This is a genomic window from Dietzia sp. CH92 (assembly GCF_032248695.1).
Taxonomy (GTDB): Bacteria; Actinomycetota; Actinomycetes; order Mycobacteriales; family Mycobacteriaceae; genus Dietzia.
Genome location: NZ_JAVHXC010000002.1, coordinates 473,544 through 493,019, shown reverse-complemented (window position 1 = coordinate 493,019; position 19,476 = coordinate 473,544). Strand labels below are relative to the sequence as shown.

Genomic DNA, 19,476 nt, shown 5'->3' with positions numbered 1-19,476 from the left:
GGGTAATGGGAAGACCGCCCGCAGCCGTGCGCCCAAGGCATACGCTGGCCGGGCCCTGATCGCTCTCACCGGGAGATTCATGACCGCACCGCGCACGTCCCTCTCCGTTCTCGGCGCCATCATCGCGGCGGGCGTGGCAGGTGGTGTTCTCGGCGCGGCGCCCGCCGGCGCTCAGCCCGCCGCCCCGCCCATCCCGCGCGGTATGCCGCAGATCGTCTCCGACGTGCTCGGCCCCCGGGACCCCGGCTTCTGGAATCCCGCGGTGGCCGGGACGCGCGTGCTCACCCCGATCGAGCCCGGCGTGGAAGTGGCGTGCGCGACGGGGTTCGACCCCGTGATCTCGTGCTCCCGGATCAAGAGGAGTGGTGTGCCGGCTCAGCGCGAGCTGGGGTTCGTCGACGTGCCCACGTTCAGCGGGCCGGGCATCCGCGTGTGGTTCGACTACCCGCGGTGGGGCGACGGATCGACCGGGGAGGTGAACCGACGGGTCCTCGAGGAGCTGCAGGCGAGGCGACAGTGATGTGAAGACTCTTCACTAAACGCGCCGGGCAGCGTAGCCTCGAGTCACTGGCCGAAACTTCTCGTTCAGTCCGAACGGACGGGGACTTTCGCTATGGCGTGCACGCCAGTTCGCAGCATATCCGCCCTCGCCGTCCTCGCCACCGTGTTCGCAGGATGCTCGACCGCCGGGACACAGCCGCCGCCCCCCGCGCCGCTGCCCACCGCGCCGCCCGTCCTCACCGTCACGACGCCCGTCGCCGACCCGGGCCGCGGTGTCGTGATCGCCAGGGGCGTTCAAGAGGAACCCGTCCACGTCTCCGTCGACGGCGGGGCGGAGGGCATCTCCGTCACCTACCGCCAGATCATCCTCCAGCCCGGGGTCAGCACCGGCCGACACTGCCATCACGGGCAGGTGATCGGCGTCGTCGACCGCGGCGAACTCACCCATCACGCCGACTTCCACCCCGGCGGCGTGCGCGTCTACCGGGCCGGGGACTCGATCGTCGAACCGGCGGGCCTCGTGCACGAAGCTCGGAACGACGGCCCCACCGATGTGGTGCTCACCGTCACCTACCTGACCACGCGCGGCGCACCCCTCATCGAGACCGACCTGACGCAGTGCCAACCCTGAGCCGGTTCCGCCACCACCGGCCGACGCGGGCCGGGGGGTAGAGGTCGGCCTCGTCGTCGTCGCCCCTTTCCGCACGTCCCCCTCTCGACCGCCTCACTTTCCCAGCCGCGGTTGACAGCTGACAGGTCGGCGTGGGGGTGCGTCGTGACCCGATCGTGAATATGAAGACCCTTATGCGACGGGGCAACCGCGCTAACATCGCTCTCACGTGACCGACATCCCCCTCGTTCGGTCCAGACGGTCGGAGATCCCCCATGTCCCACGCACCGTGCCGCGCGCGGACACCCGCCGCACTCGCCAGCCTCGCGCTGGTGCTGGCGGCATGCAGCCCCGACACGTCCGATAGCGCCGCGCCGCCGGACATCGTCACGCTGCCGCCGGTGCTCTCGGTCTCGCAGGCCGCGCCCGAGCCCATCCGCGCGAGCCTCATCGCCATGGGCACCCACGACGAGTCCGTCGAGGTGAAGGTGGCCAGCGGAACCGACGGCGTCGCCGTGTCCGTCCGCGAGATCATCATCCAACCCGGCGTCAGCACCGGCCGGCACTGCCACCACGGACAGCTCATCAGCGTCATCCGCCGCGGCGAGCTCACCCACTACGCCGACCTCCACCCCGGCGGCGAACGCGTCTACCGCGCCGGGGAGTCGATCATCGACGGCGCCGGCTACGTGCACGAGGTCCGTAACACCGGAACCGAGGACGTGGTGCTCACGGTGACGTACATGATGCCCAGCGGCAAACCGCCCACCGAGATGAACCTGGCGGAGTGCGAGCGCTGACCCGGGCGCGGTCTACCGGTCCGGGCTCAGGCCGTTCTCGATGCCCCACGCCACGGCCTGCGCCCGGGTCGTCACGCCCATCTTCCGGTACGCCGAGCGCACATACGTCTTGACGGTATTGGGGGAGAGGTAGCACCACGCGGCGATCTCCTCGTTCGACAGCCCCCGCACGATCAGGCCGATCATCTGGGACTCCCGCATCGACAGGCCCGCCTCCGCCGCCGGCCACCGGTCCGGGCCCGTCGTGGGGGTGGACGTCCCGTGGAGCGTCACCCGGCGCCCGGCGGCGATCTCCTCGATGCCGCCCACCAACTCGTCCGCGGTCAGCGACTTGGAGAGGAAACCGTGCGCGCCCGCGTCGAAGGCGTCGCGGATCGCCGCCGGATCCGAGGTGTCGGAGAAGACCGCGACCGAGCCGATGGTCGGATCCTGCACCAGCGACTCCAGGTGCGTCCCCCGGCCCAACGGCGAGGCGAAGGAGTCGAACAGGGCCACGTCCACCGGGTTGGGCCCGCTGTCCAGGCGGGTGCGCTCGACCAGTCGGATCCGGTCGGAATGCGGAGCCAGGAACGCATGCACGCCCGCGATGATGACGGCGTAGTCGTTAATCACCGCGACTCTCAGCATCGGCTGACAGTAGCAAGGGCGCGCCGGGTTCCGGCGCCGACCCGAACACACCCCTAGGGGTGTAGAGCCGCCGCGGGGCCGGCTGAGACAATGCGCTGTTGACCTTTCGCGCCGCAGGCCGGCCGCGGCGCGAAATGCGTTGCGGCTCAGGCGGGGAGCGTCAACCCAGGATGAGTCCGCGAGCAACAGGGAGATCTAGTGCCACGGTTTCGTAATCTGCAGCCGACGTCGGAATTCTGGGGTTGGAGGGACGACGGGGCCTGCGTCGGACACAACGACCTCTTCTACAGCGCGGAGGACGAGCCCAAGGGCGTCCGCCGGCGCAAGGAGGAGAAGGCGGTCGCGATCTGCGCCGGGTGCGCGGTGCTCGGCACCTGTAGAAAGTTCGCCATCGAGGCCGGGGAGCTGTACGGCGTGTGGGGTGGCATGACCGAGGGCGACCGTCACAAGCTGGCGGGGCGCCACCGGACGGGGTAGCCGCGCCGGACCGGGGCGCGGTCGGCCTGCCGTAGCCGCCCGCCCCGGGCGTGGCGGCTACCCGGCCCCGACCTCCCCGCTGAGTCGCACCACGTGCGCGGGCGAGACCGGCAACCGGCCGGGCAGGCGCACGCACAACGCGCCGCCGCGGTCGCTGACCTCGAGCGTCTGCCCCGTCGACACCAGCAGCGCCCGCACGCCCGGCTCGGCCCGCACGCCCGGGACCACGAGGTCGGGGCTGTCCGGGGTGCCGAGGGTGCAGATGTTGAGGTCGGCGCCGGTGCGGGTGAAGCGCAGGTCGGTGCCGTCGGCGGCGGTCGCGGCCGGCCGGTGCCACGGCCGGCTGCCCCGCACCGCCGACCCGTTGGCGTGCAGCCACTGGCCCAGGGCGCGCAGGGGCGCCTGCTGCTCGGGCGGGACCGACCCGTCGGGCAGCGGGCCCACGCCGATGAGCAGGTTGCCGTTCTTGCTCACCACGTCGATCAGCATGTGGACCAGCTCGCGGGCGGTGACGATGTCGGCCGGGTCCTCGTTGCGGTTGGCGGCGAACGAGTGGCCCACACCGCGGACGGTCTCCCACTTGTGCTCCGCGATCTCCTCGAGCTGCGCGTACTCGGGCGTGGTGACGTCGTGGTGCGGCGAGGCGGGGAAGGCCAGGTGGCGGCTCGCCTCGGGCAGCAGGCGCCACGCCCACTGCGCCAGCCCGCCCAGGCCGCGCAGCACCGCCTCCGACGCCCCTCCGCGCTTGACGGCGGCCTGCGCCCAGCGGTCGTTGACCACCCCGTCGGGCACCGCGGCGTAGTACTCGGCGAACAGCGCCGGCAGGTCCGAGGACGCCGGCCAGCCGACGTCGTTCCACAGCACCGACGGCGCATACCTCTCGATGAGCTCGCGCACGTGCCCCTCGACGTACGCCACGTAGGTGGGGTCGTCGGGCATGGCCAGCACCATGTCCGCGGGCCCGGTGAGGGTCGCGTCGTTGTACGGCCAGTCGTAGCCGCCCGAGTAGTACAGGCCCGTGCGCATCCCCCGCGCGCGGACCGCGGCGTCGAGGTCGGCCACCAGGTCGCGCTCGCTGCCGTACCGGCCGAGCCGGGGGTGCGGGTGGTCCGAGGGCCACAGCGTGTAGCCGTCGTGGTGTTTGGTCGTGAGCACCACGTAGCCGGCGCCCGCGGCGGCGGCGAGTTCGGCGATCTGGTCCACGTCCGCCTCGCGCGCGGCCTCGGTGAACTCGGCGGAGAACCGGTGGTAGCCGTGGTCCGGGCCGTAGGTGCGCGCGTGGTGCTCGGCGGTGGGGCTGCCGGGGATGCGCATGGAGTTGAGGTACCACTCGGAGTACGGGTTCTCGCGCAGCATGCGGCGTGGTCCGCCGTCGTGGATGAGCCGCTGGATGTCGGGGACGCGGGGCGCCCACCGGGGGACCGAGTACGGCCCCCAGTGGACGAAGATCCCCAGCTTGACGTCGTCGTACCAGGTGGGCAGGGCGCGGTCGGCGAACTGCTCCCAGTCGGCGGGGTGGTTCACGCGCTCACCCGCGCCGCCGGCACCGTGAGGTCGCGCCCGCTGTCGAGGTAGTCGGAGGCGGAGTCGCTGTAGGCCAGGACCATCGCGACGATGTTCGCGACCAGCAGGACCCAGGAGGAGGCGACGGTGATGTCGGCCAGCGCCACGACCAGGGCGATCACGGCGGAGATCGTGAGCAGGACGCGGGCCCAGCGGGCGCCGTCGCGCAGCTTCACGGCCGCGACGAGCTGGATCACCGCCGCGAGGACCATCACCGTGGCCATGGCGACGCCGAACAGTCCGATCGCCTGGCCCACGGCCACCTCCTCCTCGGTGCCGTCGACTCCCACGAACACGGCGATGAAGCCGGTCGCGGCGAGGATGTTGGACACGGGGAGCATCGCGGCCAGCGCACAGGACAGCCAGATCCAGGAGGCGGCGGTGAGGGTGGGCGGACGGTGCATGATGGCGCCTTACTGTGGGGGCCGCACCCGGTGGAACGGCCGTAATCAGGTTTCGCTTAATCTTCACGGGCACGCTCACGCGGGCGATAGAGTGCGACACACCTGATTTTGCGACCGTGGCCGGCCGTGGGTGCGCGTGTCGGCGGGTCGGCCGGAGTGGAGTGGGATCGCGTGACCGCGTGGAGGAAGAGCCGTGCGGTACTGAGGTCTGACACCGTCACGCGCGCGGTCGCCCTGGCCGTGGACACGCGGCGCGGCGTGCTGGTCGTGGGGCCGCCGGGCGCGGGCGCCAGTCAGTGCGCGGCGGACATCGCCGCCGGTCTGCGCGCCGCGGGCGTCACCGTGGTGGTGTGGGACGACCTCGACCGCGCCACATCGGCCCCACCCGCCGTGCCGGCCGGCGCCGTCCTGGTGGCGTCCGCGCGGCTCGGGGCACCGTTACCCCCTGGGTACGACGACGAGGTGGCCGCCCGCACCACCCGCCTGCCCCTGCGCAACCTGACGCGCAGCGAGTCCGAGGAGATCGTGTCCTCGGTCGTGGGCATCCCCCTGTCGGCGCGGCTCGTCGAGGCACTCTGGTCCTGCTCCCACGGGAACATGGCCGCGCTGCGCGCCACCTTCGACGACCTCGCCGCCCGCGGGTACATCCGCCGCACCCGGGAACGCATGGAACTGACGGTGGACCCCGGCACGGCCGTCGCGGAGGCCACCGTGGACCCGCGACTGTGGGTGGGTGCGGACTGCTCGGCGTTCGACGCGGCCGCCGCCACCGAGGCGCTCACCACGGCGGCACTCGCCCGCCGCGTCAGCCTGCCCGACCTCGCCGACCTGCACGGCGACGACCTCGTCTGCGACCTCGTCGCCCGCGGCCTGCTCGTGGAGCGGCTCGAGGACGGCGTGGAGATCCTCACCGTCCAGCCGCCTGCGCTCGCCGCCGCGCTGCGCGGCGGCGCGGACCCTCGCCGGCGCCGGGAGGTCTACGCGGCGGTCCTCGCCCGCGCCGACACAGCCGCCGCGCTCCCGGACCCGCGCATCGTGCTGTGGGGGCTCGGCCGCGCCCGGCTCGCCGACTCCGGCGCCGCGGCCCCTCCCGCGGTGGACTCCGCCATGGTGCTGGCCGCCGCGCACGCGGCGCTCGCCGCCCACGACTACCGCACCGGCGTCAGCCTCCACGACACCGCGCAGCGCGCCGGACTCGAGCTGACGGCGGTCCAGCAGGCCGAGCTCGCGTTGGTCGCGGGCTCGTGCCTGCGCCTGCTCGAGCGGCTGCCCGAGGCGGCGATCCTCTTCGATCAGGCGATGGTGCTGCTCCAGCAGGGGAGCGGCGACCCGGCGGAGGGCGAGTTCATCCGCGTGCTCGTGGAGATCGTCACCGCCCGCGCGGACCTCGCGCACTACCGCGACCACGGTCCGGACGCCGCCCTGCCGATGATCGCCGACGCGCACCGACTCCTCCCGGAGGGGCATCCGGCCCACACCGTGCTCGACGCGCTGACCGTGGTGCACCTGGTCTACTCCGGCCGGTTCCGGGAGGCCTCACGCACGTACGCGCAGCTCGAGGCCCCGCTCCCGGTGGAGTGGGAGCGCCGGCTGGAGGCGATCCACGCACTCGCCCTGGACGGGCTCGGGCAGTCCGACGAGGCGCTGGCCATCCTGCGACGACTGGCCCGCCGGGCCCGCTCGATGGGGCACGTCGCGTGGGCGTCGGAGGAGTACCTCTCTGCACTGCTGTCGGTGGTGCTGCACGGCTACGGGATCACCGCGCTGGGCGGCGAGCTGTCCTCGTTCAGCGCGGCCGACCACGTGGAGTCCGTCCGCATCGACCACGGGCTCCGCCGCGCCGCCGACGCGGAGATCGCGTTGTTCGCGGGCGACCTGCCCTCGGCGACGATCGCCGCGGCGGACGCGATCGACACCATCGAGGTCGACGGGCCGGAGGAGTTCCTGCCGCGGGTGCTCTCCCTTCACGCGCTCGCGCTGGCGCTGTCCGGGCAGGGCGCGACCGCGCGCGAGCAGCTGCGACGACTGCGGGCCGTGCCCGCGTACACGAGTTCCCCGGTCGGGGCGGAGACCCGTGCCGCGGAGGCGGGTGCGCTGTTCGGGCTGGGGGAGCGGGACGAGGCGAGGCGGGTGGTGTGGGATCTCGCCGAGGACGGGCTGCACGGCGCCGCGATCCGTGGCGCGATGCCCGGCATCTTCACCGCCGACCTCGAGACCTGCCGCCTGGTGGGGGAGCTGGAGGTCACCGGGGACCTGCCCGAGATGCTGCAGGAGCTGGCCGCGGCGACCCTCGCGGAGAGCCCGCGTCGCCTGCTGGAGGTGGCGCGCCGTGCCCACGAGTCCGGGCTGCTGGCGATGGCCGCGGCGGCCGCCGACCGGGCCCGCGCGGTGGCCTCCCCGGGGTCGAAGCACCACACGCTCGCCGAGCGGCTGCTGGCCACGACGGAGATCAGCACCGCGCGGGCCGGGTTCGCCCACCTCAGCGGCGCCACGCCGCCGGGTGTCACGCTCACGCGCCGGGAGGCCCAGATCGCGGACCTCGTGGCCCGGGGGCTGACCAACGCGGAGATCGCGGCCGAGCTGCACCTGTCCAAGCGGACGGTCGAGGGGCATCTCAACCGGATCTACACCAAGACCGGCACCCGCCTGGCGGGCCGCTCCACCTGATCCCGGCCGGGTGTCGGACCCCGGGCCCACAATGGTGGAGAACGGCCCACCGGAAGGGGTAGCCATGACCGCGCCACAGACCCGGAGCGCTCCCGCGACGTTCTGCGACGCCCCGGCCACGTTCATCATCGAAACCTACTTCGTGCTGCGGATGGTGATCGCGGGCGGTGCCATCCTCCTGCCCGTCGCGCTCGTGGCGTGGGTGATCGTCGATCCGGACCTGACGATGATGGACTCGCTCAGCGCCTCCTACTACACCCCGGCGCGGAGCCTGTTCGTCGGCACGCTGGTGGCGATCGGCGTGGCCCTGGTGGCGTACCGCGGGTACACGCGGGGCGAGAACCTGCTGCTCAACGCGGCCGGCGTCCTCGCGGTGGTCACAGCGCTGTTCCCCACAGTCGACCCGGCGGTTCCGGGCGTCACGCTGACGAGCGTCGTCCACGCAGTGGCCGCGGTGTCGTTCTTCGTTCTGGCGGCGCTGTCGATCTTCTTCTACGGGGAGCGGACGGTCTGCTCGATCACGGATCCGCGCACCCGCCAGGGCTACCGGGTGACCTATCGGTTCATCATGGTGCTCCTGCTGGTCTTCCCCGCGCTCGCGCTCCTGCTCGCCTGGTTGGCGGCGTCGAGCGCGGCGCTGTTCGCGGTGGAGGCGGTGGCGCTCTTCGCGTTTGCCGCCTTCTGGCTGGTGAAGACGGTCGAGCTCTCCCGCACCCACCGGCAGACCAAGGTCGTCTAGGCCCGGTCGGGCGGCTGCGGGTGCCGCACTATGGCAGCGCCGCCGCCACCTCCGGCTTCGAAGGCGGCGACGGCGCTGGTGTGGCGCAGTTGGTCAGCGGATGAACGGCAACGGCGGCAGCACCACGCCTTCCGGGAGTGCCACCTGGTAGTCGCCGAGGGAGCCGGTGACGACCGTGACGACCTGCGGAGCCGCCGGGCCCGCAGGTGGGGCTGCGTCTCGCGATCCCGGTTCGCCACCGCGGCCGTTGGGTTCGACCGGTCCCGGGGCCAGGGGGACCTCCGGGGCCACCTGCACGGGAACGCTGGGCATCGGCATGGCCGGAAGCGGCGGGAGGGCCTGGCCCGTGACGGCACCGACCTGCGTGATCATCGGCGCGGCGGCGATGGACCCACCGATCGCGGCCACGGGGAGCAGCAGCGGCAGCGATCCGGCCGCCGATGCAGGGGCGGAGCCGAGAGGCGCGAGCGACGCAGCCAACGAACCGGCCGGGGCCAGCGACCCCGCCGCCGAGCCGACGTCGATCGACCCCGACGGAATCGATCCTTCGCCCGAGCCGGACGGGAGCGATCCTTCGCCCGAGCCTGCCGGAAGGGATCCCTCGCCCGATCCCGACCCCGATCCGGCATCGATCGATCCTGACGGAAGCGATCCTTCGCCGGAGCCCGACGGAAGGGATCCTTCGCCCGAGCCGGACGGGATCGATCCGTCGCCCGACCCGGACGGAAGCGATCCTTCGCCCGAGCCCGACGGAAGGGATCCTTCGCCCGAGCCGGACGGGTGCGATCCCTCGCCTGAACCCGACGGAAGCGATCCTTCGCCGGAGCCCGACGGAAGGGATCCTTCGCCCGAGCCGGATGGGAGCGATCCCTCGCCTGAACCGGACGGAAGCGAGCCCTCGCCCGATCCCGTCGGAAGCGAGCCGTTGCCGTCGGAACCGAGCGAGCCGGTGACCTCGTCGACCGACCCGGAGAGCGATCCGGAGGTCAGGGACCCGGTGTCGAGGGAGCCCTCGCCGTCGGACCCCAGTGAGCTCTCGCCTGACCCGGGCGCGCTGGAGTCGCCGCCCGAGCCGGATCCGGAGGAGCCGAGTGACAGGGCCAGAATCACGCTGACGAGTGAGCCGGCCTGTACTGATCCGGGCTCGAGCGACCCCTCGCCCGAGCCGAGGTCCAGCGATCCCTCACCGGAGCCGACCTCGAGCGACCCTTCGCCGGAGCCCACGTCGAGCGACCCTGATGGGAGCGACCCCTCGCCCGAGCCGGATCCCAGCGACCCCTCGCCGGAGCCCGGTTCGAGTGATCCGTCGCTGCCGGACTCCAGGGAACCCGTGAGCTCGTCGAGCGATCCCGTCAGTGATCCGGTGGGCAGGGACCCGTCACCGAGTGAGCCCTCACCGGAGGAGCCGAGCGACAGCATGACGAGCAGGCTGACGAGCGAACCCGCCCCCACCGATCCCGGCTCGAGCGAACCCGTCAGCGACCCGGACTCCACAGACCCCGGGCCGACAGAACCAGGCTCGAGAGAACCCGGATCGAGTGATCCAGGCTCGAGCGACCCGGCGTCCAGGGAACCGGGACCGAGTGAGTCGGTGAGCGAGCCGGGCTCGAGTGAACCGGGGCCGAGCAAGTCGGTGAGTGAGCCGGGACCGAGCGAGTCGGTGAGCGAGCCGGGCTCGAGCGAGCCGGGGTCCACCGAGCCGGTGAGCGAACCTGGCTCCAGTGAGCCGGGATCGAGCGAACCGGGCTCGAGCGACCCAGGCGCGACGGAACCGGGGCCCACCGAGCCGGGGTCGAGGGAACCGGCGGAGAGCGAGCCGGGCTCGAGCGACCCGAGGTCGGCGGATCCCGGGCCCGCCGATCCGAGGAGCAGTTCGAGGTTGAGGCCGAGGTCTACCCCCAGCGAGCCGGTCTGGGCGTTGGCGACGCCCGTCGAACCGGCGGCGGCGAGGGCGATGGCGCCGCTGACGGCGGCGAGTCGGAGGTGGAGTGGGTGCTGCGACATCATGGGTGGACCCCTTTGCTGTCTGGAACTCGCCGGTGTCCGGATGGCACCGAGAGCGGTAGAGCTGCACTCTAGATCGGGGGAGATAAGTGTGTCGTTACGATTTCCCATGAGTTGCTGAATCGACACCTAAACGACTCCGGACCGCCGCCAGCCCCTTGCCGTCACCGTCGCGGGCCGCGGACGCCGCCGTAGATCCCCTGATGGGTGATGAGCCGCTGGAGCACGAGGTCGGCCGCGCGCCGCGGGACGCGGACGCCGTGCCCGGCGGGCGTGAACACGACGAGGCCGTCGCCCATAGGCCCCAGCACCGATCCCCATCGTCGTGACGGGGGCCGGTACGCGCGAAGCGGGGCGCCGGCGAGGTGCGCGCGGATGTTGTGGGCCACCAGGCGGTGCCCGCGGTTGCGCGCGGAGGTGCGCAGCGGGTCGGTGGCGGCCACATCGCCCACCGCGAACACGTCCGGGTGACCGGGGACCTGCAGCGTCGGCAGGACGCGGACGAATCCGCGGTCGTCGAGCATGTGGCGCGGCAGCCACGCGGTGTGGGGCGAGACGCGCCCGATCGCCCACACCACCACGTCGGCGTCGGTCGGCGCCTGACCGGTGCTCCACGCGACGGGCCCCGCGGTGAGCGCGCGGTCGTCGCCGTCGGGCGGGAGCGCCGCGCGGTGCCCGGGGTGCAGGCCCACACCGAGTCCGTCGAGGCGGGCGCGCACCCGGTGCCACACGCGCGGGTGGTGGTGGGGCAGGGCGCGGTCGCCGGGGAAGTAGAGGTCGACGCGGGTGCGTGGCCACCGCTGCGCGACCTGGGCCGCCGAGCTGACGGCCGCCGCGCCGCCGCCGATCACCGCGACCGTGCGCGCCGCGGCCAGGCGCGAGTGGGGGCCGGCGAGTTCGACGTCGACGGTCGCCGCGTCGCGCAGCGTGGGGTGGCGCCAGAACCCGTTGGAAACCCCGGTGGCGACGACGACGAGGTCGTACGGTTCCTCGACCCGTGAGCCGTCCGCGAGCGTGACGCGCACGGTCCGGGTATCGGTGTGCAGTCGCGTCGCGCTGCCGTGGACGAGTCGGGCACGGTCGAGGCCGCGGAATCGGGAGTAGTCGATCCGGTAGTCCCGCTCCCAGGCCCGCGGCCGGGCCAGGCGCAGTCCCAGTTCCTGGCCGCTGATGAACTCAGGCGTGGGGGAGATGCCCACCACGTCGGCGTGCCCGCGCAGGGCGATCGCGGTGAGGACGCCGGTGTCGCCGAGGCCCACCACCACGACGCGGGGCCGGGTCATGTGTGGGCGGCGGCCTTCCGGGGCGGGCGCGGCAGGAAGAGCGACACGCGCCGGATGACCTCGCCGTACTGGGGGCGGCGTTCGAGGCTGCGGCGCTCCATCATCGGGATGGACACGGTCAGGAACATCGCGAGCATGGTGGCGAACCCGGCCAGCACCCACCACGCGGCGGGCCGGGCGGCCAGGCCGAACAGGCCCATCGAGAGCCAGATGCCGCACTCGCCGACGTAGTTCGGGTGGCGGGACCACGACCACACCCCGGACTGCATGACCTGGCCGGGCGCGGCGGTGGCGAGGAAGCGGTGCATCTGCAGGTCGGCGACCGTCTCCAGGGCGAGTGCGGCGATGCCCACGACGAACGCGACGATGTCGAGCGGGCCGAGTGGTTCGCCGGCGCGGGTGGCCACCACGTAGACGGGGATGAGGCCGGCGAAGACCTGCAGGGTGGGGAAGACGTGGATGCCCAGCAGATCGGCCGCGATGCCGAACCGGCCGGCCCGGCCGCGGACCATGGGGTACCGCCAGTCCTCGTGGTGCATGCCGGGGAAGGTGCGGACCCAGTTCGCGGTGAGTCGTACGGCCCAGGCCACCAGCACGGTCATCATGAGCCACCAGCGGACGTCGTTCACGCCGGCGTCGGCGGCCACCCACCAGTAGAACGCGAGCAGCGGAGGGATGACCGACCAGTAGGCGTCGTAGACGCTCGAATTCCCGTAGGCGCGGCTGAATCCGAAGATCACGAGTGTGGCGATGAGGTCGGCGATCAGCCCGTCCAGCCACAGGTGTGCGGTGTCCGGGCCCCACACCAGCCAGGCCAGACCCACGGTGATCGCGACGACGTACGCGAGTGCCACTCGCAGCAGGGACGCGCCTCGGCTCATGGGAGGAGGGTAGTGCGCCCCACCGGCCGCGACGGGTCGAACAGCTAAACCCCCAGCTGCGGCCCGCCTCGTCGACGGAGAATCTCGTCGTCGTCGTCGTCGTTGTCGGTCTGACCTCGCGCGTCATCGCGCCGCCGCGCGCGGAACGACGACCGCGCCGCCACCACCCCCGGGATCCGGGGACGGCGACGGCGCGGTGACGACCAGCCGGCGCGGCGAGGATCAGGCGGGGGAGCGGCCGTACGTCTTGTACTCGGCGAGCAGCGCGGTCCGCTCCGCCTCGTCGAGCTCGTGGTAGCGGTGCGTCTTGGTGTCACCCACGTACACCGTGTCCTCGACCGGCCAAGACTCGCGGCGCAGCACCTTCTTGTCGATCTTGCGCGTCGCGGTCACGGGGATGGTGTTGACGATCCGCACGAACCGGGGCGCCCACTTGGTGCCCAGGTCCGCCTGCTCCGACAGGAACGTGCCGAACGACTCCGGGTCGAACTCGGTGCCCGGCACCATCTGGATGGATGCCATGACCTGGTCGCCCGTCCGCGGATCCGGCACCGGGTACACCGCCACCAGCGCCACGCCGGGGTAGCGCGCGAGGATGCGCTCCACCGGCGCGGCCGCGAAGTTCTCGCTGTCCACGCGCAGCCAGTCGCCGCCCCGGCCGGCGAAGTAGAAGAACCCGTCGGCGTCGCGGTACCCCAGGTCGCCCGAACGGTACGTCGCGCCCTCGATGCGCTCGGCCGTGGCGTCCGGGTTCTTGTAGTAGCCCTCGAACATCGCGGCGCCCGTGCGGTTGGCGATCTCCCCGATCGCCACCTCCGGGTTGAGCAGACGCCCGTTGCCGTCGAACTCGGCGCGCGGGCACTCCTGCCCGCTCGCGTCCAGGATGCACACGTCCATGAACTCCGGCGGCACCCCCAGCGCGTTGCGCGGGGAATCCGGCGTCAGGCTGATCACCACGGCGCCCTCGGAGGAGCCGTAGCTCTCGATCGGCCGCGTACCGAAGCGACGCTCGAACTCGTCCCGGTCGTGCGGGGAGGCCTCGGTGCCGAACACCAGGCGCAGGCGCGTCTGCTTCTCCTCCGGCGACTCCGGCACCGCCAGGATGTACGCCAGCGAACGGCCGACGTAGTTGAAGAACGTCGCGCCGAACTTCAGCACGTCCGGCAGGAAGCCCGAGGCCGAGAACTTGCGGCGCATGCTGAAGGTCGCGCCGGTGAACACCGACGGACCCCAGCAGGAGAAGATCGCGTTGCCGTGGAACAGCGGCATCGAGTTGTAGGTCACGTCGCTGCGCGTGAACGACAGGTGGTTGATCGCCGAGAGCGAGGCCAGGCGGCCTGTGCTGCAGATGACGGCCTTCGGCGCGCCCGTCGAGCCCGAGGTGAACGTGAGCAGCACCTGGGTGCTCGGCTCGTGCGCTGCCTCGATGTACGGCAGCTCCGTGGCCGCGGCCGCCTCCAGCTCCTGCTGCCAGGCCGCGCTGTCGATCGAGAAGATCCGGCCCTCCTCGACGCCGGTGTCAAGGCCGGAGAGCAGGTGCAGCTGCGAGTCGTCGGTGATGATGAGGTCGCAGTCGACGCTGCGGATGTCCGCGGCGAGCTCCGCGCCCCGGCGCGTGGGGTTGATGCCCACGATCGTGGCGCCGGCCATCGCCGCGCCACCGAGCAGGAAGATGTAGTCCGGCACGTTCTCCAGCAGCACGCCCACGTGGAACGCGCGGTCCTCGCGGCGGAGCCGGTACATGGCCTTGGCGCGCAGCTCGCACTGGTCGACCACCTCGGCCCAGGAGTACTGCTCGTCCTCGAACAGGAGCCCCGGGTGCTGATCGCCCCGGCGGCGCTCGAGGACGTCACCGAAGGTCAGCCGCTGCTCCGCCACCTCGTGGGGGAGCAGCCGCTCGATCTGATCAGCCGACGGGATGGTGGCCTGCTGGCTGGCGGGGCCTGCGTTCACAGTGGGACCTCTCGATGTAGTGGGACACGCGCCCGACCCCCGGGACCCCGGGGCCGCGACCGGATCCGGCCCCGGGTCGAGGGGCGCGGCGTTCAGAGCGCAGAATCTTCATAACGACCGTTATGAGTCGGTGCGAAGGATACGGTAGCCGACGGTGTCGCGCGTCACAACTACCGGATCGGATCGGTTCGGGCCGGAGACCCCGGCCGTGGGCCGATGCGGCGTGCCGATGCGGCGTGCGCTCGGGAGTGGGCGACGCCCGAGAGTGGGCGACGCCCGACAGGGGCATGAGCGGGGCCGGCAGCGGCCCCCTGAGAAGGAGAACGGACGGACGATGGTGCGTAGTGCGGGTGGACCGAAGAGCGACGAAGCGCGCCGACTCATCGCCGAGGCGGCGTGCGACCTCGTCGCCGACGCGGGCATGGACCACCTGTCGATGCGCCGTGTGGCCAGCCGCCTGGGTGTGACCACGGGCTACATCACCCACTACTACAGCGGCAAGAATGACCTGCTCGAAGCCGCGCTGCTCACCGCACTCGCCGAACTCGCCCCACCGGGCGGCGGCTGGTCCACCAACCTCGAGGAGTGGACGGAGGCGGCCGTGAGCATCCTGCCCAACACCGGTGGATCCCCGCGGTTCTGGCGGGTGCTCACCGTGTTCCAGGCCGCCAGCCTGAGCAGCGCCCCGCTCTCGGAGGTGCTCAACAACTACGCCCGCTCGACCCTCGACAATCTCTCCGCGCACCTCGCTGATCACTTCGCCCGCACCTCGGACGTCGAGCCGACGCAGGAGGAGCTCGACGGACTCGCGAGGGCGCTGTTCGCCTTCACCGCCGGGCTCGGCACCACCACCGTCACCACGCCCGGGGTGCTCTCCGCCGATCAGGTGCGCGCCCTCGTGCGGTCCGGGGTCGAGGGGCTGATCGCCGAGTTCCTCCGGCGGCGCGCGGGTGCGTAGGGAGGGCGGCGGGGGCGTGAGGCGGGCGCGCGGGGGCGCGCGGTGACGCGGCGCGGGCGGTCGGGCGGCGCGGTGACGCGGGGCGGGCGGTCGGGCGGCGCGGTGACGCGGGGCGGGCGGTCGGGCGGCGCGGTGACGCGGGGCGGGGTGCCCCGAAACGAGTGATGCCCCGGATCGTCGGTGACCGATGATCCGGGGCATCTCGTGTGCGAGCGGATGACGAGATTCGAACTCGCGACCCTCACCTTGGCAAGGTGATGCGCTACCAGCTGCGCCACATCCGCATCGCTTCGCCGGCTCGCTTTTGGCTCGCTGGCGCTGCGAGAAAGAACAATAGCGGACGCTTCTGACGGCTCTGCAGGGGGTCCCCCTTTTCGCGATGTCGAGATCCACCGAGCGGTTCCGTCCCTCTAGTGAAGCGACCACACTGGGTCGCACAGTACGAGGAGGATCGTCATGGCCAAGTACCTGTTACTCAAGCACTATCGCGGCTCCGCGCCCGAGGAACCCACCTATCCGCCGCTGGGGGAGTGGACCTCCGAGGAGGCGTCCGCGCACTTCCAGTACATGGAGGATTTCGCCAACCGGCTGCGGGAGAGCGGGGAGTACGTGGACTCCCACGCGCTGTCGGAGTCGGGGACGTGGGTGCGGTACGACGGCGAGGGTAGGCCCCCGCTGACCGATGGCCCCTTCGCGGAGACCAAGGATCTCATCGCCGGCTGGATGATCATCGATGTCGCGGACTACGACAGGGCCGTCGAGTTGGCGGGTGAGCTGTCCGCGGCTCCGGGCCCGGGTGGTGAGCCGATCCGCGAGTGGCTCGAGTTGCGGCCGCTGCTCACCGCGCCGACCGAGATCGAGGACTGAGCGCCCGCGTCCGGGCCGTCGGTGTGCGCCCGCTACCCACCGCCGCGTGCCGCTACCGGCCCGTCGGCGTGAGCCCGCCGCCGGCCCACCGGCGCATGCCGATCATCGCGGGGTCGATTTCGATCACGTCGTCCCAGGTGGCACTTCGAGCAGGCGCGCGTTTGTGACCACTCGACGAGATCCGGCCGAGTCGACGCGCCCCAGAGGGGTGCGTCTCGGCCCTTCTCAGGCCAGCGCCGCGAGGAGTTGCGCGGCCAGCTCCTCGCGGCGCCGGTAGAAGATGGACGCCGTCACCTGGATGACCCGCCACCCGGCCGCGCGGAGGCGGTTCAGACGCTCGACGTCGCGACCGTGCTGGGCGGCGGTTCGATGGCCGGCCCCGTCGTACTCCACCGCGACCTTGCGCTCCACGAACACGAAGTCCACCCGATACGGCAGTCCCGGCGGTGCGAACTGGATGCGGAAGTCGGTCAACCCCAGGTCGATCAGGAACAACCTGAGTCTGGTTTCCATCGGGGACTCCGTTCGCGGCTCGACCAGGGCGCAACGTTCGAGCGCGATGCGGCAGCCCCGCCGCTGTGGGTACCGGGCGAGGAGGTCGGGAATCGCGGACCGCACATCGAGGCCTGCCCCCATGCGGCAACCGCCGTCGAGCGCGACCATCGCTTCCGTCCGGTCGAGGTGCCTGGCCAGGTCGAACATCGCCCACTCCGGGCTTGCGAGGCGGAGTGGACTGCCGTCCGCAGCGAGGATGGTGTCGACGTGCGCGTCCGGGATCTCGTAGCGCCGCGCGGTGATCCCCGGTCGACGCACCCGCCTCCGTCCGACAGCGACTTCGACCGGGTAGTCGCGGGGAACCCACGGATGGCCGTGGATCTCCGCGGCGAGCCAGCCGGTGGCCACTGCGTGCGGGCACGCCAGTGTCGCCGCGGCCAGACGGGTGATCGGCGTGGTGCGCGCGTCGACGGGCTCCCAGACCCCCTGGTGGACCCGGCGGTAGTTCTTCGGGGCGCGATGGGTCCCGAACACCGCATGCAGTTCGGTCGTGCGCCGCGGTCCGGGGGAGAGGCGGCCGGGCCCGCGTCGTGGTTCGGTCATGGCTGTGACTCTGACGCAGCCACCGGCGGCGCCCGGAGGATCGGCGCCTGATCTCGGGGTGGATTGTGGATAACTCGGGCCTGTGGACAACTGCGGGCGGGCGAGGGCCGGCATCGAACGCCCGGGGCTCGGACGGTGAGTCGCGCCCCGGCATCGTGGGGTCGATTTCGCGCACGTTTCGCCAGAAGGCGAGCGTGGATTCCGCGCGTTTCTGACCACTCGACGAGGCCAGGGCCCGACGGGCCGCCTGCCGGGGCCACCTGCCAGGGCCACCTGCCAGGGCCGCCGGGCCACCTGGCGGGCCCGCAGGCGGTGGTCCGGCCCCCGGCGCGGGCGTAGCGTGCGGGCATGACCTCCCCGACACCCGACGCCAGCCAGAACCCCCGGGAAGAGACCCTCGGCGCGCCTTATCCCGAGGGCAGCAGCGCCGGCGGGGGCTCGATCCGACGCGACCCCGATGACTGGGTCACCGGCGACGAGCCCATGACCGAGGCGCAGAAGAGCTACCTCGACACCCTCGCCCGCGAGGCCGGCGAAGAGCTCCCGGCGACGCTGACCAAGGCCGAGGCGTCCGAGCACATTGACCGCCTGCAGAAGGGCAACCCGCGCACGTCGTGACCTGAGGAGGGCGGCCATGACCGCTCCCGACCTGCGGGCACTGACGCCGCAGGTGATCAACGCCCTCGTCCGCCGCGGAGCCGACTTCGCCGCGGCCGAGGACGCCGTCCAGGACGCCCTGGTGGACGCCCTGCGGGTCTGGTGTACCGACCCGCCGCGCGACCCGCGCGCCTGGCTGATCGCGGTGGCGTGGCGCAAGTTCCTCGACTCCGCCCGTTCGGACACGGCCCGCCGGCGCCGCGAGCAACGGGCGGTGGGGGAGCCGGAGTCCGCGCCGCTCGTCGTCGACGACTCCCTCTGGCTCTACTTCCTGTGCGCGCACCCGGCGCTGCCGATGCCGTCGGCGATCGCGCTGACCCTCCGCGCCGTGGGCGGCCTGACGACACGTCAGATCGCGTGGGCGTTCCTCGTCCCCGAGGCGACCATGGCGCAGCGCATCAGCCGCGCCAAACGCACCCTCGCCGGTCACCGCCTGGACCGACCCGGCGACGTCGCGACGGTCCTGCGCGTCCTCTACCTGGTCTTCAACGAGGGGTACACAGGCGAGGTCGACCTGGCCGCCGAAGCGCTGCGCCTGACGCGGCAGCTCGCCGCGATCGTCGACCACCCCGAGGTGCGTGGGTTGCTCGCGCTGATGGTGCTGCACCACGCGCGCCGTCCGGCGCGGTTCGGGGGCGCGGCGCGAGGTGGGGCTGGCGGGCGCGGGCCCGGCGCGGGGCAGGGGGGCGACGACGACGAGCTCATCCCCCTCGCCGAGCAGGACCGCACCAGATGGGACGCGGACGCGATCGCGGAGGGGATCGCGATCCTGCGGGCAGCGCTCTCGAGCGATCAGCTGGGGGAGTATCAGGCGCAGGCGGCGATCGCCGCGCTGCACGCCGATGCGCGGTCTGCCGCCGAGACGGACTGGGTGCAGATCGTCGAGTGGTACGACGAATTGCTCGCGATTCGCGACAGCCCGGTCGCCCGGTTGGGCAGGGCGGTCGCGGTGGGGCACGCCGACGGCCCGCACGCCGGGCTCGCCGCCCTGGCCGGGGTACCGGACACGGTGCCCCGGCGTACCGCGGCGCGGGCCCATCTCCACGCCGAGGCCGGGGAGGTCGGCGTGGCCGCGGAGCTCTACGCGCGTGCCGCGGCGGAGGCGACGTCGATGCCCGAGCGGCGGTTCCTCGCGCGGCGGGCGGCCGAGTTGAGGCGTGCTCAGTGAGACGAGAACCGCGGAAACATGAGTGCGGAATGCAAAACGCCCGTACTATGGGATTCGGCCGTCAGGTGTGTGTTCCTTGGCGGCGTCTACTTCACCGCAGTGCCAGGCGGGTCGGACGGCGAGGTCGGACCGGAGGCGTCCCCGGAGCTCGCGGCCGCCCGAAAGTGCCGTTAACGCGATCTTTACGCGGCGGCACGGATTCCGTATTCCGCGCTGACG

Annotated in this window: 18 protein-coding genes and 1 tRNA gene; 10 read left to right on the top strand and 9 right to left on the bottom strand. The window is 72.4% G+C overall.

Annotated elements, in window-relative coordinates:
• Window positions 1–79: 79 nt before the first annotated feature.
• The 3 genes from RWK90_RS05720 to RWK90_RS05710 all read left to right on the top strand — a co-directional run bounded on the left by RWK90_RS05720 (window position 80) and on the right by RWK90_RS05710 (window position 1,911).
• Window positions 80–520 (top strand): hypothetical protein, encoded by a 441-nt coding sequence (locus tag RWK90_RS05720; RefSeq protein WP_314035656.1) that lies wholly within the window; start codon window positions 80–82, stop codon window positions 518–520.
• Window positions 521–613: 93 nt separating this feature from the next.
• Window positions 614–1,132, top strand: coding sequence for a cupin domain-containing protein (locus tag RWK90_RS05715; RefSeq protein WP_314035654.1), 519 nt, complete (start codon window positions 614–616; stop codon window positions 1,130–1,132).
• A 254-nt stretch (window positions 1,133–1,386) separates the two neighbouring features.
• Window positions 1,387–1,911, top strand: a complete 525-nt coding sequence (locus RWK90_RS05710; protein ID WP_314035651.1) for a cupin domain-containing protein — start codon at window positions 1,387–1,389, stop codon at window positions 1,909–1,911.
• Window positions 1,912–1,923: 12 nt separating this feature from the next.
• Here RWK90_RS05710 and RWK90_RS05705 read toward each other — a convergent pair whose 3' ends face one another.
• Complete coding sequence (locus RWK90_RS05705; RefSeq protein WP_314035649.1) at window positions 1,924–2,538, bottom strand: response regulator transcription factor; 615 nt, start codon at window positions 2,536–2,538, stop codon at window positions 1,924–1,926.
• 198 nt (window positions 2,539–2,736) lie between these two features.
• On the opposite strand from RWK90_RS05705, the gene RWK90_RS05700 reads away from it, so the two are divergent.
• The gene (locus RWK90_RS05700) at window positions 2,737–3,015 is read left to right on the top strand and encodes a WhiB family transcriptional regulator (RefSeq protein ID WP_314035647.1); all 279 of its coding nucleotides are present in this window, start codon (window positions 2,737–2,739) and stop codon (window positions 3,013–3,015) included.
• 57 nt (window positions 3,016–3,072) lie between these two features.
• Here the strand turns inward: RWK90_RS05700 and RWK90_RS05695 are convergent, their stop codons facing one another.
• Both RWK90_RS05695 and RWK90_RS05690 read right to left on the bottom strand, forming a co-directional pair.
• Window positions 3,073–4,539: an alpha-L-fucosidase gene (locus RWK90_RS05695; protein ID WP_314035645.1), complete on the bottom strand. Its 1,467-nt coding sequence runs from the start codon at window positions 4,537–4,539 to the stop codon at window positions 3,073–3,075.
• Window positions 4,536–4,982 (bottom strand): hypothetical protein, encoded by a 447-nt coding sequence (locus tag RWK90_RS05690; protein WP_314035643.1) that lies wholly within the window; start codon window positions 4,980–4,982, stop codon window positions 4,536–4,538. Before RWK90_RS05690 ends, RWK90_RS05695 begins: the two co-directional genes overlap by 4 nt.
• Before the next feature lie 171 nt (window positions 4,983–5,153).
• Between RWK90_RS05690 and RWK90_RS05685 the strand changes: the two genes are divergently transcribed.
• Both RWK90_RS05685 and RWK90_RS05680 read left to right on the top strand, forming a co-directional pair.
• On the top strand, window positions 5,154–7,649 hold the full coding sequence (locus RWK90_RS05685) for a helix-turn-helix transcriptional regulator (RefSeq protein ID WP_314035641.1): 2,496 nt from the start codon (window positions 5,154–5,156) through the stop codon (window positions 7,647–7,649).
• A gap of 64 nt (window positions 7,650–7,713) precedes the next feature.
• Entirely contained in the window at window positions 7,714–8,388 is a 675-nt protein-coding gene (locus tag RWK90_RS05680) for a hypothetical protein (RefSeq protein ID WP_314035639.1), read from the top strand.
• 93 nt (window positions 8,389–8,481) lie between these two features.
• On the opposite strand, the gene RWK90_RS05675 is transcribed toward RWK90_RS05680, so the two are convergent.
• The 4 genes from RWK90_RS05675 to RWK90_RS05660 form a co-directional block, all read right to left on the bottom strand.
• Window positions 8,482–10,392: a hypothetical protein gene (locus tag RWK90_RS05675; RefSeq protein WP_314035637.1), complete on the bottom strand. Its 1,911-nt coding sequence runs from the start codon at window positions 10,390–10,392 to the stop codon at window positions 8,482–8,484.
• 164 nt (window positions 10,393–10,556) lie between these two features.
• Window positions 10,557–11,675 carry an FAD-dependent oxidoreductase gene (locus tag RWK90_RS05670; RefSeq protein WP_314035634.1) on the bottom strand — a complete coding sequence of 373 codons (1,119 nt, stop codon included), beginning with the start codon at window positions 11,673–11,675 and terminating at the stop codon, window positions 10,557–10,559.
• Window positions 11,672–12,556 carry a DUF1295 domain-containing protein gene (locus tag RWK90_RS05665; RefSeq protein ID WP_314035632.1) on the bottom strand — a complete coding sequence of 295 codons (885 nt, stop codon included), beginning with the start codon at window positions 12,554–12,556 and terminating at the stop codon, window positions 11,672–11,674. The genes RWK90_RS05670 and RWK90_RS05665 overlap by 4 nt, the downstream gene beginning before the upstream one ends.
• Window positions 12,557–12,778: 222 nt before the next feature.
• Window positions 12,779–14,434, bottom strand: a complete 1,656-nt coding sequence (locus RWK90_RS05660; RefSeq protein WP_396230277.1) for an AMP-binding protein — start codon at window positions 14,432–14,434, stop codon at window positions 12,779–12,781.
• 409 nt (window positions 14,435–14,843) lie between these two features.
• Between RWK90_RS05660 and RWK90_RS05655 the strand changes: the two genes are divergently transcribed.
• Window positions 14,844–15,467 (top strand): TetR/AcrR family transcriptional regulator, encoded by a 624-nt coding sequence (locus RWK90_RS05655; RefSeq protein WP_314035629.1) that lies wholly within the window; start codon window positions 14,844–14,846, stop codon window positions 15,465–15,467.
• Window positions 15,468–15,678: 211 nt separating this feature from the next.
• Here RWK90_RS05655 and RWK90_RS05650 read toward each other — a convergent pair.
• A tRNA-Gly gene (locus tag RWK90_RS05650) sits at window positions 15,679–15,751 on the bottom strand.
• 172 nt (window positions 15,752–15,923) lie between these two features.
• Between RWK90_RS05650 and RWK90_RS05645 the strand changes: the two genes are divergently transcribed.
• Entirely contained in the window at window positions 15,924–16,334 is a 411-nt protein-coding gene (locus tag RWK90_RS05645) for a YciI family protein (RefSeq protein ID WP_314035627.1), read from the top strand.
• Window positions 16,335–16,559: 225 nt separating this feature from the next.
• Here RWK90_RS05645 and RWK90_RS05640 read toward each other — a convergent pair whose 3' ends face one another.
• Window positions 16,560–17,432 carry a DUF559 domain-containing protein gene (locus tag RWK90_RS05640; protein WP_314035625.1) on the bottom strand — a complete coding sequence of 291 codons (873 nt, stop codon included), beginning with the start codon at window positions 17,430–17,432 and terminating at the stop codon, window positions 16,560–16,562.
• 348 nt (window positions 17,433–17,780) lie between these two features.
• On the opposite strand from RWK90_RS05640, the gene RWK90_RS05635 reads away from it, so the two are divergent.
• Both RWK90_RS05635 and RWK90_RS05630 read left to right on the top strand, forming a co-directional pair.
• Window positions 17,781–18,050 (top strand): DUF3072 domain-containing protein, encoded by a 270-nt coding sequence (locus RWK90_RS05635; protein WP_314035623.1) that lies wholly within the window; start codon window positions 17,781–17,783, stop codon window positions 18,048–18,050.
• A 16-nt stretch (window positions 18,051–18,066) separates the two neighbouring features.
• Window positions 18,067–19,257: a DUF6596 domain-containing protein gene (locus RWK90_RS05630; RefSeq protein WP_314035621.1), complete on the top strand. Its 1,191-nt coding sequence runs from the start codon at window positions 18,067–18,069 to the stop codon at window positions 19,255–19,257.
• The last annotated feature ends 219 nt before the right edge of the window (window positions 19,258–19,476 follow it).

Excerpts from the sequence above, each read along its gene's own strand:
- RWK90_RS05635 (WP_314035623.1), top strand. The coding sequence starts at position 17,781 with ATGACCTCCCCGACACCCGACGCCAGCCAGAACCCCCGGGAAGAGACC.
- RWK90_RS05705 (WP_314035649.1), bottom strand. The coding sequence starts at position 2,538 with ATGCTGAGAGTCGCGGTGATTAACGACTACGCCGTCATCATCGCGGGC.
- RWK90_RS05675 (WP_314035637.1), bottom strand. The coding sequence starts at position 10,392 with ATGTCGCAGCACCCACTCCACCTCCGACTCGCCGCCGTCAGCGGCGCC.
- RWK90_RS05710 (WP_314035651.1), top strand. The coding sequence starts at position 1,387 with ATGTCCCACGCACCGTGCCGCGCGCGGACACCCGCCGCACTCGCCAGC.
- RWK90_RS05640 (WP_314035625.1), bottom strand. The coding sequence starts at position 17,432 with ATGACCGAACCACGACGCGGGCCCGGCCGCCTCTCCCCCGGACCGCGG.
- RWK90_RS05655 (WP_314035629.1), top strand. The coding sequence starts at position 14,844 with ATGGTGCGTAGTGCGGGTGGACCGAAGAGCGACGAAGCGCGCCGACTC.
- RWK90_RS05645 (WP_314035627.1), top strand. The coding sequence starts at position 15,924 with ATGGCCAAGTACCTGTTACTCAAGCACTATCGCGGCTCCGCGCCCGAG.
- RWK90_RS05715 (WP_314035654.1), top strand. The coding sequence starts at position 614 with ATGGCGTGCACGCCAGTTCGCAGCATATCCGCCCTCGCCGTCCTCGCC.
- RWK90_RS05720 (WP_314035656.1), top strand. The coding sequence starts at position 80 with ATGACCGCACCGCGCACGTCCCTCTCCGTTCTCGGCGCCATCATCGCG.
- RWK90_RS05690 (WP_314035643.1), bottom strand. The coding sequence starts at position 4,982 with ATGCACCGTCCGCCCACCCTCACCGCCGCCTCCTGGATCTGGCTGTCC.
- RWK90_RS05665 (WP_314035632.1), bottom strand. The coding sequence starts at position 12,556 with ATGAGCCGAGGCGCGTCCCTGCTGCGAGTGGCACTCGCGTACGTCGTC.
- RWK90_RS05680 (WP_314035639.1), top strand. The coding sequence starts at position 7,714 with ATGACCGCGCCACAGACCCGGAGCGCTCCCGCGACGTTCTGCGACGCC.
- RWK90_RS05670 (WP_314035634.1), bottom strand. The coding sequence starts at position 11,675 with ATGACCCGGCCCCGCGTCGTGGTGGTGGGCCTCGGCGACACCGGCGTC.
- RWK90_RS05630 (WP_314035621.1), top strand. The coding sequence starts at position 18,067 with ATGACCGCTCCCGACCTGCGGGCACTGACGCCGCAGGTGATCAACGCC.